The 11977-nt window shown below is 59.3% G+C and carries 15 protein-coding genes; 10 read left to right on the top strand and 5 right to left on the bottom strand.

Annotated elements, in window-relative coordinates:
- The first annotated feature begins 50 nt into the window (after positions 1-50).
- The gene (locus tag AACL53_RS01270) at positions 51-515 is read left to right on the top strand and encodes a PTS sugar transporter subunit IIA (RefSeq protein WP_339081670.1); all 465 of its coding nucleotides are present in this window, start codon (positions 51-53) and stop codon (positions 513-515) included.
- A 51-nt stretch (positions 516-566) separates the two neighbouring features.
- Here the strand turns inward: AACL53_RS01270 and AACL53_RS01265 are convergent, their stop codons facing one another.
- A complete protein-coding gene (locus AACL53_RS01265) occupies positions 567-1364 on the bottom strand; it encodes an undecaprenyl-diphosphate phosphatase (RefSeq protein ID WP_339081668.1) in 798 nt (265 codons plus the stop codon).
- Positions 1365-1555: 191 nt separating this feature from the next.
- Between AACL53_RS01265 and AACL53_RS01260 the strand changes: the two genes are divergently transcribed.
- The 4 genes from AACL53_RS01260 (at position 1556) to AACL53_RS01245 (ending at position 5328) form a co-directional block, all read left to right on the top strand.
- Complete coding sequence (locus AACL53_RS01260; RefSeq protein WP_339081666.1) at positions 1556-2206, top strand: glutathione S-transferase family protein; 651 nt, start codon at positions 1556-1558, stop codon at positions 2204-2206.
- A 9-nt stretch (positions 2207-2215) separates the two neighbouring features.
- The gene (queG, locus tag AACL53_RS01255; protein ID WP_339081664.1) at positions 2216-3364 is read left to right on the top strand and encodes a tRNA epoxyqueuosine(34) reductase QueG; all 1149 of its coding nucleotides are present in this window, start codon (positions 2216-2218) and stop codon (positions 3362-3364) included.
- A 1-nt stretch (position 3365) separates the two neighbouring features.
- Complete coding sequence (locus tag AACL53_RS01250; protein ID WP_339081662.1) at positions 3366-4229, top strand: SDR family oxidoreductase; 864 nt, start codon at positions 3366-3368, stop codon at positions 4227-4229.
- A 121-nt stretch (positions 4230-4350) separates the two neighbouring features.
- On the top strand, positions 4351-5328 hold the full coding sequence (locus AACL53_RS01245) for a hypothetical protein (RefSeq protein WP_339081660.1): 978 nt from the start codon (positions 4351-4353) through the stop codon (positions 5326-5328).
- Positions 5329-5330: 2 nt separating this feature from the next.
- On the opposite strand, the gene AACL53_RS01240 is transcribed toward AACL53_RS01245, so the two are convergent.
- Positions 5331-6134, bottom strand: a complete 804-nt coding sequence (locus AACL53_RS01240) for a carboxylesterase (protein WP_339081658.1) — start codon at positions 6132-6134, stop codon at positions 5331-5333.
- A gap of 34 nt (positions 6135-6168) precedes the next feature.
- On the opposite strand from AACL53_RS01240, the gene AACL53_RS01235 reads away from it, so the two are divergent.
- The 4 genes from AACL53_RS01235 to AACL53_RS01220 all read left to right on the top strand — a co-directional run bounded on the left by AACL53_RS01235 (position 6169) and on the right by AACL53_RS01220 (position 9613).
- Positions 6169-7332, top strand: a complete 1164-nt coding sequence (locus AACL53_RS01235; protein ID WP_339081656.1) for a glycosyltransferase family 4 protein — start codon at positions 6169-6171, stop codon at positions 7330-7332.
- 281 nt (positions 7333-7613) lie between these two features.
- A complete protein-coding gene (locus AACL53_RS01230; protein WP_339081654.1) occupies positions 7614-8345 on the top strand; it encodes a hypothetical protein in 732 nt (243 codons plus the stop codon).
- Between the two features lie 203 nt (positions 8346-8548).
- Positions 8549-9079 carry a translation initiation factor IF-3 gene (gene infC / locus AACL53_RS01225; RefSeq protein ID WP_092863127.1) on the top strand — a complete coding sequence of 177 codons (531 nt, stop codon included), beginning with the start codon at positions 8549-8551 and terminating at the stop codon, positions 9077-9079.
- A gap of 159 nt (positions 9080-9238) precedes the next feature.
- Positions 9239-9613: a cyclic nucleotide-binding domain-containing protein gene (locus tag AACL53_RS01220; protein ID WP_339081651.1), complete on the top strand. Its 375-nt coding sequence runs from the start codon at positions 9239-9241 to the stop codon at positions 9611-9613.
- A gap of 478 nt (positions 9614-10091) precedes the next feature.
- Here the strand turns inward: AACL53_RS01220 and AACL53_RS01215 are convergent, their stop codons facing one another.
- Both AACL53_RS01215 and AACL53_RS01210 read right to left on the bottom strand, forming a co-directional pair.
- Entirely contained in the window at positions 10092-10268 is a 177-nt protein-coding gene (locus tag AACL53_RS01215; RefSeq protein WP_339081649.1) for a hypothetical protein, read from the bottom strand.
- Positions 10269-10382: 114 nt separating this feature from the next.
- A complete protein-coding gene (locus AACL53_RS01210; RefSeq protein WP_339081647.1) occupies positions 10383-10583 on the bottom strand; it encodes a hypothetical protein in 201 nt (66 codons plus the stop codon).
- 327 nt (positions 10584-10910) lie between these two features.
- Between AACL53_RS01210 and AACL53_RS01205 the strand changes: the two genes are divergently transcribed.
- Positions 10911-11351, top strand: coding sequence for a GtrA family protein (locus AACL53_RS01205; RefSeq protein WP_339081645.1), 441 nt, complete (start codon positions 10911-10913; stop codon positions 11349-11351).
- 19 nt (positions 11352-11370) lie between these two features.
- Here AACL53_RS01205 and AACL53_RS01200 read toward each other — a convergent pair whose 3' ends face one another.
- Entirely contained in the window at positions 11371-11718 is a 348-nt protein-coding gene (locus AACL53_RS01200) for a hypothetical protein (RefSeq protein ID WP_339081643.1), read from the bottom strand.
- Between the last annotated feature and the right edge of the window lie 259 nt (positions 11719-11977).

Here is an 11977-nt window from a genome sequence, read left to right as displayed (position 1 = left end):
TTGGCCCGGTAGGCCACATTGACGGCCATATCATTGTGGATGGAGCCTGAATGAATATCGAAGACATGCTGGCCACTGACGCGATTGTTCCGCGTCTCGAGGCTGAAGATAAGAAGCAGGCGCTTCACATCCTCGCACAAAAGGCGGAAGCGCTGACCGGCGCCTCCGCGGCCGACATCTATGCGGCTCTCCTCCAAAGGGAGAGACTGAGTTCAACGAGCCTCGGCCGTGGGATTGCGATCCCGCACGTCAAACTGCCGACCGTGAAAAAGATCACGTGCCTCTTTGCGCGTCTCGAGCGTCCGATTGCATTCGAAAGCCACGACGGTGAGCCCGTCGATCTTCTGTTCTTCCTGTTGGCCCCCGAGCACGCAGGCGCCGACCATCTAAAGGCACTCGCGCGCATTTCCCGGCTCGTCCGCGATCCGGCGACCCTTGAAGGCCTGCGGAGCGCCAAGGACGTCGAAGGACTCCGGACCGTCCTCACGAAGCCCCTGACGTCACACGCCGCCTAACGCACGCGCTCGGCGGCCGGAACGCGAGTCGCCGAACGCAATTTAAAAGCGTCAGTGCAGGACTGCGATCACGCCCAGTCCGATGCCGCCGACCAGCAACCGCCACCACCCGAAGAACGATAGCCCGCGCCGCGATATGAAATCGAGCATGTAGCGAACTACGATCACGCCGGTGACGAACGCTGCGATAAATCCGAGCACGATGTGGCTCACGTCGTCAGGCGTTAAAATCGACCAGTTCTTGTAAAGATCGTAGGCGAACGCACCGGTCATCGTCGGCATCGCCAGAAAAAACGAGAATTCCGCAGCCGTACGCTTGTCGGCGCCGAGCAGCACCGCCGAGACGATCGTCGAACCGGACCGCGATACTCCCGGGATCATGGCAAGACATTGCGCAAAGCCGATGATCAGGGCCGTCGCCGGCGGAATGTCCATCACATTGGTGAACCGCGGCTTGTACTTGATCCGGTCGACGGCAAGCAGAATGATCCCGCCGACAACCAGCGCCGTGCACATGATCAACGGCGATTCAAAAAGAACTTCCTTGATGATCCGATGCGCCATGACGCCGATGAAGACAGCCGGCAGGAAGGCGACAAGCACCGCAAAAACGAAACGTCGCGTTGTCGCGTTGGTCGGAAAATCGAGCGCGATGTGCCAGAGTTTGCCGGCATATACGGTGAGAAGAGCGAGAATTGCGCCGAGCTGGATCAGCACCTCAAAGGTGCGCCCTGCCGAGGTGACCCCCATGAGCTGCTCGGTAAGAAGAAGGTGCGCCGTCGAGGAAACGGGTAGATATTCCGTCAAGCCTTCGATCAGTCCGAGCAGTACGACTTGCCACGTTTCCATCAGTGCTCCTTCGCGCGCTCGAAAGCGGCCGAGCGTTAACAGAAATTGTGGCCATGCCAAAGAGGTCGTTTAGCCGAGTTGCCATCGAATCGACGACAGCGGGTGTATAGTGCCGCCGTCATCAGCACAGGAATCCTATGCCCCCGCGACTTACGCAGTACCGCCTATGCCCGCGATCTCGGTCCATTCGATTGGCGCTTGCCGAATACGCCGTCGAAGTTCAGCTTCTCGATGAAAATCCCTGGGAATGGCGCCAAAGCTTTCTTGCAAAGAACCCCGCAGGCGAGATGCCGGTCCTCGAGTTCGAGAACGGCCTGACGCTGTGCGGCGCGTATTCGATCTCTGAATTCGTCGCTGAAGAAGTACTGCCGAGCGCGACGACGATTGCGCCAGGTCCCCCTCCGCTCATTCCGGGCAACCGGGAGGACCGCGCGGAGATCCGCCGCCTCATCGACTGGTATCACGGCAAGTTCGATCGCGAGGTGACGAGAGAACTTCTCATCGAGAAGGTCTACAGCTCGATGCGCCCCTCAGGCCCCGTTGCACCTGATCCGGGAGTCCTGCGTGCCGTTCGCGCTAACCTTAAATATCATCTCTCCTACACGGGCTATCTTGCCGACACCCGGCGCTGGATCGGCGGCGACGAGCTGAGCTTTGCCGATTTTGCTGCCGCAGCTCAAATTTCGACCGTAGACTACCTGGGCGAGATACCGTGGAACGACTATCCGACAGTCAAAGTCTGGTATCAGCGAATGAAATCCCGGCCGTCATTCCGAGCCCTGCTCGGCGACCGCGTTCCGGGAACGGCGCCGCCTCTTGCCTATTCCGACCTCGATTTCTAAATCGCTCATATGTCCGAAGCCCAAAATTCCAGTTCCGCTCTCGGCGGGATGATCCGCGCTGAAGCAGCGAAGCTTGGGCTCGACGCTGTCGGCATTGCGCGCTTGGCCGACGACACGGAGCTGACCGCTCGGCTCGCGCACTTCCTGAGCGAGAAGCGCCACGGCGACATGGACTGGATGGAAACCCATGCCGATCGGCGCGCGGGTCCGCTTCGATTGTGGCCCGACGCCAAGAGCGCCATCATCTTCGGACAATCGTACGCGCCGCCCGCTGATCCACTCGACGCCCTTCACGATCGATCGAATGCCGCGATTTCGGTCTATGCCAAAGGCCGCGATTACCACGATGTTCTGAAGAAAAAGATCAAGTCGCTCGCGCGTGCGTTTTCCGAGCAATCTGGCGCCGAAGTCAAAGTCTTCGTCGATACCGCGCCGCTGATGGAAAAGCCGCTCGCCGCGAAAGCCGGTCTCGGCTGGCAAGGCAAGCACACGATCCTGGTTTCCCGCCAGCACGGCAACTGGCTCTTTCTCGGCGCCGTACTGACGACGGCCGAACTCGAACCCGACGAGGGCACCGAGGACCATTGCGGTTCGTGCCGGCGATGTCTCGACGTCTGTCCGACGAACGCCTTTCCCGCGCCCTACCAGCTCGATGCACGGCGCTGCATCGCCTACCTGACGATCGAGCACAAAGGCCATATCGCACCCGAATTTCGCGGCCCGATCGGCAATCGCGTGTTCGGTTGCGATGACTGCGCCGCCGTCTGTCCATGGAATAAGTTCGCGAGCGCCGCGACCGAGATCCGCTACGCCGCGCGTCCCGAAACGGACAATCCTCCCCTTGCCGAATTGCTCGCACTCGATGATGCAGCATTCCGCTCGCGCTTTGCGGGCACACCGATCAAACGGACGGGGCGCGACCGCGTCATCCGCAATACGCTGATCGCTTCCGGCAATTCGGGCGATCGATCGCTACTTGCCCTTATCGAACCCCTGCTGGAAGATAACTCGGCACTCGTCCGCGCCATGGCGATCTGGGCATCTCGCCGGCTCGCGAGTGACGCCGAGATCGATGCTCTGCGAAAGCGCTACGAGGCTCGCGAGCACGACACCGAAGTCGCCGCCGAATGGACTTTGCCAATTGAGGAACTCCGCTAGCATGAGCCGGCTCTTCTGTTTCGGACTGGGATACTGCGCCACCGAACTCGGACGGCGGCTAATAGAGGAAGGCTGGACGGTCGCCGGCACGACCGCACACGCCGAAAAAGTTGAGCGCCTCGTCGAGCAGGGCTTCGAGCCCTTCCTTTTCGACGGGAGGGAAGCTCTGCACGACGTCGCCGATGCACTGCAAAGCGCGACGCATGTGCTCCTATCTATTCCCCCCGATGCTGACGGCGATCCGGCCTTGCGATGCTACGGCGATGCGATTGCAGCCAGCCCTTCCGTTCGCTGGATCGGATACTTCTCGACTGTCGGGGTCTACGGCGACGCAGCGGGCGGCTGGGTGGACGAAACGACGGAGACGCGCCCCGGAACCATCCGTGGACAGCGTCGCCTCAAAGCTGAGAACGGTTGGATCGAACTCGCGCGCAAATCCGGCAAAGCGCTCGTCATCTATCGCCTGCCTGGAATTTATGGCCCTGGTCGCAGCGCCATCGATCAACTGAAAGCAGGCACTGCACGGCGCATATTCAAGCCAGGTCAGCTCACCAATCGCGTCCACGTCGAGGATATCGCGACCGCGGTCGAAGCGAGCATCGATCTTCAGCCCGGCGTGCACATCTTCAACGTGACGGACGACCTTCCAGCACCGCCCCAGGACGTCATCGCCTATGGCGCCGAACTGTTAGGCTTGCCCTGCCCGCCCGCAATCGATCCCGACGATGCCGATCTGTCGTCCACGGCGCGCAGTTTCTATATCGAAAACAAGAAGGTCTCGAACGCCCGCATGAAGGCGGAGCTCGGCGTCAAACTTGCCTATCCCACCTACGTCGAAGGACTGAAATCCATCGCGGGACTTTAGCCAACGGCTTTTTAGCGTTCCGTCACACGTTTTCCGCCATTCCGCCAGAATAGAGGATAAAGACGTCAGCGGTTGCGCACCCGTCGGGGGCGCCGATGCGAGCGGGACCACGAGCTTTCCCATGGCGATCAAAGTGCTCTTTGTGGCGACATTGGCGGTGATGACCTCCGCGCTTGGCGTTCACGCCGACTCCGTCGATCCGGCACAGGCGATTGCACAGAAATTCTCCGGTGCAAGCGACGAACCAGCCGCGAAGCCAGCACCAAAACCAGCGTCGAAGCCATCCGTGAAGCTGGCGCCGGCAGCGGCTAAGCCCGACGCCGATTATGAAGCGGACATGCTGAGCCGGGCGGGCGCCGAAGAGGCCAATCGCTTGAAGCAGGAAGCCCGCACCCGGCAGGTTGCCGCTGAGCCCGCTGCGACCGCTCCCGTTGCCCCAATCGCCGCGCTCCCTGTCGCCGCTGCCCCAGTCACCGCGGCCCCCATTCCCGCGCCGCCGCCGGCTGTTACCCCGGCCCCCGAAAAACAACCTGCACCTGTGCCCGTTGCTGCGGCTGTCCCGACGAAACCGGAAAGCGAGCGGATGATTGTCGCCGAGGCTCCGAAGCCCGGCTCAGTGCCGGCCACTGTGCTGATTGTGCTCGACACGAATGATGCGGCCCTCGGCTTCAAACCCGACCCGATTATTTGCATCGACGATCGCTGCTGGCTTTCAAACGGCATCGAAGCTCCTGCCGTCAGCATGCCGCGCACTCAGGCGGTCGCATTGTCGACGACGGAGGAATCGACGGCGGATTCCTGTGCCGGGAAATCAGCGTGCGTCTATCGCGCCGTTTCAATCGATCCTGACGCGCGCATCGAAGTGATCGAGGTCGGCGAAAGCCGCGGCGCTTCCGCTGGAGCCTATACGGTTCCGGCCGACACGAGCTGCCGGAGCGAAGGCGGGGCCCTTCTCTGCGACAACGGCCTTGCGACGCAGAACTTTCGCATTTGGGTCGTTCCGGAAGCCATCGCCGCGTCCGCCGGACCGTCAAGCATCGAAGACGCAATCGAGAATGGGCTTCCCGATCCCGGCGCTTCAACGAGCGTCGATAAATAGCGCTAAAGCAGCTTGTTGATTTCGCCGAAAAGCAGATCGAGATCTTGCGGCCGCGACAGCCGGTGCTCCGCGTCGGCAACCTCAATCAACTTGACCCTGTCGCCCGTCAGGAACGTCGCAAGTTCGCGCGTATGAGACGCCGGCACATCGACATCCAATAGACCTTGCAGAATCACGACCGGCCGTCCCGGATCGAACGGCTGACGCGCGAAAAGATGTTCGCGGCCTTCCTCGATGAGACGGCGCGTGATCGTATAGGGCTCCGCATAGGCGGACGGTTGCTTGAAAAAGCCGCGCTCCGTGATTTCGCGGCGAACCTCATCGGAAAACCGCTTCCACATCAGTTCTTCCGTCATGTCCCAGGCGGGCGCGATGAGAACGAGCGCTTTGATCCGCGCCGCCTCGTCCGGACGCTCTCGCAGAAGTTTTCGCAAGAGCAGCAGCGCGATATGCCCGCCCATGCTCGAACCGATGACGATCTGAGGACCGCTCGTGACCGCTGAGAAGACCGCCTCGGCTTCTTCGAGCCACCGCCCGATCGTTCCATCCTCAATACGCCCCGCGGAAATTCCGTGACCGGAATAATCAAATCGCGTCGACCCGAGATTATGCTCAGCCGCCCATTGAGCCATTGCCGTGGCTTTCGTCGCAGCCATGTCCGACATGAATCCCGAGAGCCAGAAAAGACCGGGCCCGGCGGATTTTGCTCGATTCTGCGCGATAAAGGGGATTTCCCGCGCCTCCGCGCCTCTCCCGACAGGAAGCATTTGCGGTTCCGCTGCTGGAATCTTATAGGGACTGTCCATCGTTGGCCTCAACGACTCCGATTGATGAGCTGAAATGAAAAACACTTTGACGGTGCTGCAAGTCATTCCTCGCATGCGCGCAGGCGGCGCCGAACTCGGTTGCTTGCAGATAGCAACCGCGCTTGTCAAAAACGGACATCGCGCTCTCGTTGCGTCCCAAGGCGGCCCGATGGTCGATCAGATCGTTGCCGCCGGCGGTGAGCATATTCCCATGCCGCTCGCCACCAAGAACCCGGTCGTTCTCTTGAAGAACGCGCGGCAGCTCGCTGACATCATCCGCCGCGAAAACGTCTCGATCATTCATGCGCGAAGCCGCGCACCCGCTTGGAGCGCCCTTTATGCTGCGCGGCGCACCAGTACGCCTTTCGTGACAACCTACCATTCCGAATATTCCGAAAAAACCCGGCTGAAGAATTTCTACAATAGCGTCATGGCGCGCAGCGATACCGTGATCGCCGTGTCGGACTACATGGCGCACCTCATCCGCACCCGCTACCATACGCCCGAGAAGCGCATTGCCGTCATTCATCGTGCCTTCGATGGGACAGTGTTTGATCCCGCGCTGCTGACGCCCGAAAGATTGGCCGCGGTGCGAAAGTTGCTGGATGCGGACGGCAGCAAGCCAGTCTTGATCCTCGCCGGCCGCATCACGCCGCGCAAAGCCCAGCATCATCTGGTCTCTGCTTTGGGAATTCTGAAACAGCGCGGCGCCCCAGACGTCGTCTGTGTCTTGGCGGGCGAGGTCGAAAAACCGGCCTTCAAAGCGGAACTCGAGGCGCAGGCCCAAAAGCTCGGCGTCGCGCATCAATTGCGCTTCCCCGGGCACGTGCGCGACATCGCGGCTGCTTACGGGATCAGCGATATCGCCCTCAATATTTCCGAGCAGGAAGGCCTTCCGCGCGTCGCCATCGAATCTCAAGCGATGGGCGTGCCGATCATCGTCTCGGATACCGGCCCCGGCCGCGAAGTGGCGCTGACGGAACCCGACGTCTCACCCGATAAAGCGTCCGGTTTGCGCGTCCCATACGCTGATCCGGTGGCCGTCGCCGATGCGATCGAAACCATGCTGAAGTGGCCGGCCGAGAAACGTAAGGCACATGGCGAACGGGGAGCGGCCAACGTTCGAAGCCGCTTCACGTTGGCCCAGCTTACATCGAAAACGCTGGCCGTTTACCAGCGCTTGATCGATGCAAAATGACGCCGTCGCGAATCCCCCCGTGACAGTGCGCGAGGGAAATTATTCGTGGAAAAGTCCGGAGCGTGTGCTCTCTATTGAACGCCTTCGTCCTGCAACGAACATTTTGCGCAATGCCCGGTTGAACGGGCCCGACATAATCCCCACCGCTATTACCGATACTGACACTAATTGTCGGAAGATCCGCTGTGCACGCTGTTGCGTCCGCAAAACTTCCGATATCAAAGATCGGACTGGGTGGGTCGGACCACGGGGACGTGGCCTTAGGTGTCAAAAGCGAGGCGATGCAAACAATAATCTGTATTAAATGGGGTACGCGATACGGCATCGATTACCTCAACCGCTTAGCATCGATGATCCGCCGCAATACGCAGCGGGAAACTCGCCTCATCTGTTTCACTGACGATGCAAAAGGGGTCGATCCCTGGGTGCAAATTGCGCCTCTTCCCGCGATCAACTTGCCCGCGCGCGAATTTACGACGCCGTGGCGGAAGCTATCGCTCTGGCAATACCCGCTTCACGATCTCGAAGGCGACGTACTGTTTTTTGATCTCGACGTGGTCATCACTGGATCGATAGACGGCTTCTTCGACTTCGAGCCAGGGCGTTTTTGCGTTGCCCAGAACTGGACCCAACCCAACGAGCGCGTCGGCAATACGTCGATCTATCGGTTCCCTGTCGGCAAGATGTCTCACATCTTCGACACGTTCAACGCCGACCCCGAAGCCATTTTGCGCCGCTACCGGATTGAACAACAATATATTTCCGCCGAGAGCGAAGACGTCGTCTTCTTCCCCCCGGAATGGTGCCTGAGCTTCAAACACTCGCTGCTGCCGAGTTGGCCCCTGAATTTCTTCATCCCGCCTCGGCTCCCGCCGGAAGCAAAGGTCGTAGCGTTCCACGGCAAGCCCGATCCGGATGAGGCGCGCGACGGAATTTGGCCCGTCAATGCGGCGTGGAAGAAATCCTATAAGTACGTCCTGCCGACGCCCTGGATAGCGAAGCATTGGCGCTGAGGGCCATTTGCCCCGCCAAAAAGCGCTGCGAGGAGGGGAAAGTGTTCGGAAAATGGGCGAAGGCACGCCTTTTGGCAATTTTGCTCACGCGTCACGCTTGACTTGAGAGCCCGTTCTTTCCCATGTTCGCCGCTGACTGGGCCGGGAATCCGTCTTCGGTCAATAATTGGAACCACATAAGGAGTTGAACCATCCGTAAACCAATGCGACCCGAGCCTCAGAGCCGGGAAAACTCAGGGCCCCGCATCAACGACCAAATTCGGGCCCGAGAAGTCCGTCTCATCGATGAGACAGGCCAGAACGTCGGCGTCATTGCAAAATTCGATGCACTTGCCCGCGCCGAAGAGGCCGGACTAGACCTCGTGGAAATTTCGCCCGACGCGGAACCGCCGGTCTGCAAAATCCTCGACTTCGGCAAGTTCAAATTCCAAGAACAGAAGAAGGCCGCCGAGGCCCGTAAAAATCAGAAAATCGTTGAGTTGAAAGAGATCAAGATGCGTCCGGGCATCGATGATCACGACTACGACGTCAAGATGCGGGCGATTAAGCGGTTCTTCGAAGAAGGCGACAAGGTCAAGATAACGCTGCGCTTCCGCGGCCGTGAAATGGCGCACTCTCAGCTTGGCATGGCCGTCCTGCAGCGCGTGAAAGCCGACACCGAATCCATCTCCAAGGTCGAGAGCGAACCACGCTTCGAAGGCCGGCAGATGGTCATGGTGCTCGCTCCCAAATGACGTCGATGAAGTGACTGCGGCGGGGTTTCCGCCCCGCCCTTGTCTACCTCTGCCCGCGCCGGCCCTCGCCCGTTTACGGCGCAGGCTCTGAGACTTGCTCTCGCACACGGACGGTTCTAGCTTTGCCCGACTGACGGAAGTCTTCGGGGGAGCGGCCGCATGAGCGATGACCGGCCTTTTGATTTCTCGATACTCGACCGCATCGGCGCGCCGTACCGGCATTTCGAGGCCGGCGAAAAAATCTTCCTCGAAGAAGATCCCGGTGACACCATGTACATGGTGCGCTCAGGCCGGGTCGACATCATCACCTATGGGATAGTGCTGGAAAACGTCCAAACCGGCGGCATTTTCGGCGAGATGGCGCTGATCGATGATGGACCGCGAAGCGCGGCCGCAATGGCCGCCGAACCGACAGAAGTTGTCGCCATCGATAAGCCCGCGTTTCTCGCCGTCGTGCGCGACGATCCAGAATTCGCGCTCCGCGTTATGAGCCTTCTCGCAACCCGTCTCAGGCGCGCGAACAAGCAAATTTGAGATGCGCGGCATCGTCCTTTGACGCCGCGCACGCAGTCAAATGAACGTCAGCATCCGTGACGCCACATGCAGCGGCGGAAACGCGGGCCGCCCCAACCCCAGCGGTTTGCGCAGATATTGCGCCAGCGCCAGCAGTACCGGCCAACACCAACCGGCGTAGCAAGTGATTGGCTTGCTTCTATTCCCTTTAGCGGTGCGAGCTGGGCGGCCTGTGAAGAAGTGCCCGCCGCAGACAAACCGATCGCAACGACGGATGCTGCCAATAGTGGTGCAATACGCATGTTCATCTCCGCTTATCTCAACGAACAGCACGCGAGCAAGCGTGCGAGCAACCGTCGTTGCCTACGGCTGAATGAACTCCGAATAAGGACAGGCTGCATAGGGAGAATTGTATTCTTTGTGTAAACCGCATTAACGCAGGAGGAGCCTCGTTTACACACCGGGAAACAATTGGATTGAGGGTTCCAAGACCCTGTAATTACGCCGCGATCTGCAACTTCGGCTTCGAGGCGCTCTTCGAATATTTCCGATGCGCCTCTTCGAGAAGCTGCAGCAGAATATCCTGGCGATTGTAGAGATTTGGAAACGCCTGACGCAGGTCGTCGAGCTGTTTCAGGGCCGCGCTATTCATTCCAACATGAACGATGTGATACATGACGCTGATCCGTGAGCTGACGATGATGCAATAGACATCACCACGTCGAATCGCTCGCGCGCTGTTCCCCACGAAACGCTGCGTGGCCTGAGCTTCCGCGACTGACGAGCGAGGTCAATCGAGGTCGACCAAACCGAGTGCGGCTAGTGAAATGAACGCCACGATCATCAGAATGCCGACTAGCAGGACCAGCGCCGGATAGAACGCCGCGAATACGACACCGGCACGCCAGCCGGTGGCGGAACGCAGGCTGATGGCAGCGGTGGGAAGCGCCGCAAGAAAGAAAATCGCCGCGATGAACGGATCGAGTCTCATGAGCAGCCTCTTGAGGATAGTCGCACTTCAGGGGCGAGCTTAACTTGCCACAACCCAATGCTCGCGCCAGTCAACGGCGGCGAAGGAGACGCAATCAGCGGTAAGCACGAATTTGCTGATGAATTCCGGCATCGCCGCGCGAGAAGAGTGCGTCGAGGTCCATTTGGCGCATGACCGGGCGCATTCAAATCAGCCTAAAAAAACTGCGGACGACGAGTAGCCGCCCGCACGAAAAATCATTGCTGTTTCCCAAGTTGCAGCTGTTCGCTTGTCAGTCCGCTTTAGGTATCGCATCGTTCGCCAGTCGGTCGCCAGAAGGTCTTTCGAATGAACCCTAAGCTTCGTCATGCCTTGCTCTATCTCGGCGTTAACCTGGGTTCGACCATCGTCGATTACACGATCTTCCTCTCACTCACATACGTCTTCGGACTGCCTATTCTGCAGAGCGTCATCGCATATACAGTCGGAATGGTCGTGAACTACGCGCTGACGAGGACCTTCGTCTTCAATCACGACATGTCGCACAAATCCAATCATCGCGTCTTCATGGAATTCGCAGGCACATCGTTCCTCGGTCTTCTGCTGACGGCGGGCGTGATCTGGCTGACGGTGCACGAAATGAATCTCCCGCCCATCGACGGGAAAACGATATCCGTGCTGATCTGCTTCGTATCGCTCTACTACGTGCGCAGCCGCATCGTGTTCAGCAAGAACACGAATGCTCCCGCCGGCGACGACACCGAATTGCAATCGGTATCGTCGAGCTGATCCCGTTTACGAGATCGCGTTAGATATTGACGTGCTGAATGATGTAGCTGCCGCCCGCTGCGATCAGGCCGGCGATCAGCACGTAGGGCAGGATGGAGACGAGCACCATCAGCAGTTCGACAAACGCTTTGAAGATTTGTTCCGCCGCCGCCCAAAGCTGGAAGAAGCCGCGATAAAGCACGTAGATGATGGCGATGACGACGACCGCCAGAATAGCGATTTTCCAAACCGGCAGAGCCTGCCAGTTCGATTGAAAAATTTCGAACATCTGGCCGAACGACCACTGCCAGACGAGTTCGACGAACTTGAAAATGGCCGTTATGCCCTGTTGGAGCAAATTGACGATCTGATCGATGATTTGCTTCACGGCCCGTCTCCCTGGCGCATCGGCGCACTTAACAACGTGTTAACCCTGTAATTAGTTCTAATGTAACCAATGAGAATTTCGCGGGTCTCCGGCGAAATCCTTCCGCGCGTTGCATTTTTCGCAACGCTACCGAAAATGTTGCGAATTCCCGAGGCCTCCCCTATAACCCCGCTCAGAGCCGCCCGGCGAGGCATGCCGTGGCGGTTCTTATGCTTTTGAAAAACAAGCGGAAACCGCAAAAAGCACCCTTCGCAGGACC

Source organism: Hyphomicrobium sp. ghe19 (assembly GCF_902712875.1).
Taxonomy (GTDB): domain Bacteria; phylum Pseudomonadota; class Alphaproteobacteria; order Rhizobiales; family Hyphomicrobiaceae; genus Hyphomicrobium_B.
This window is presented reverse-complemented; position numbering and strand designations above follow the sequence as displayed.

What these genes read in the sequence shown, in the direction of transcription:
- AACL53_RS01205 (WP_339081645.1), top strand. Translation starts at nt 10,911, where the DNA reads ATGAACCCTAAGCTTCGTCATGCCTTGCTCTATCTCGGCGTTAACCTG.
- AACL53_RS01270 (WP_339081670.1), top strand. Translation starts at nt 51, where the DNA reads ATGAATATCGAAGACATGCTGGCCACTGACGCGATTGTTCCGCGTCTC.
- AACL53_RS01210 (WP_339081647.1), bottom strand. Translation starts at nt 10,583, where the DNA reads ATGAGACTCGATCCGTTCATCGCGGCGATTTTCTTTCTTGCGGCGCTT.
- infC (WP_092863127.1), top strand. Translation starts at nt 8,549, where the DNA reads ATGCGACCCGAGCCTCAGAGCCGGGAAAACTCAGGGCCCCGCATCAAC.
- AACL53_RS01245 (WP_339081660.1), top strand. Translation starts at nt 4,351, where the DNA reads ATGGCGATCAAAGTGCTCTTTGTGGCGACATTGGCGGTGATGACCTCC.
- AACL53_RS01220 (WP_339081651.1), top strand. Translation starts at nt 9,239, where the DNA reads ATGAGCGATGACCGGCCTTTTGATTTCTCGATACTCGACCGCATCGGC.
- queG (WP_339081664.1), top strand. Translation starts at nt 2,216, where the DNA reads ATGTCCGAAGCCCAAAATTCCAGTTCCGCTCTCGGCGGGATGATCCGC.
- AACL53_RS01215 (WP_339081649.1), bottom strand. Translation starts at nt 10,268, where the DNA reads ATGTATCACATCGTTCATGTTGGAATGAATAGCGCGGCCCTGAAACAG.
- AACL53_RS01230 (WP_339081654.1), top strand. Translation starts at nt 7,614, where the DNA reads ATGCAAACAATAATCTGTATTAAATGGGGTACGCGATACGGCATCGAT.
- AACL53_RS01265 (WP_339081668.1), bottom strand. Translation starts at nt 1,364, where the DNA reads ATGGAAACGTGGCAAGTCGTACTGCTCGGACTGATCGAAGGCTTGACG.
- AACL53_RS01235 (WP_339081656.1), top strand. Translation starts at nt 6,169, where the DNA reads ATGAAAAACACTTTGACGGTGCTGCAAGTCATTCCTCGCATGCGCGCA.
- AACL53_RS01250 (WP_339081662.1), top strand. Translation starts at nt 3,366, where the DNA reads ATGAGCCGGCTCTTCTGTTTCGGACTGGGATACTGCGCCACCGAACTC.
- AACL53_RS01240 (WP_339081658.1), bottom strand. Translation starts at nt 6,134, where the DNA reads ATGGACAGTCCCTATAAGATTCCAGCAGCGGAACCGCAAATGCTTCCT.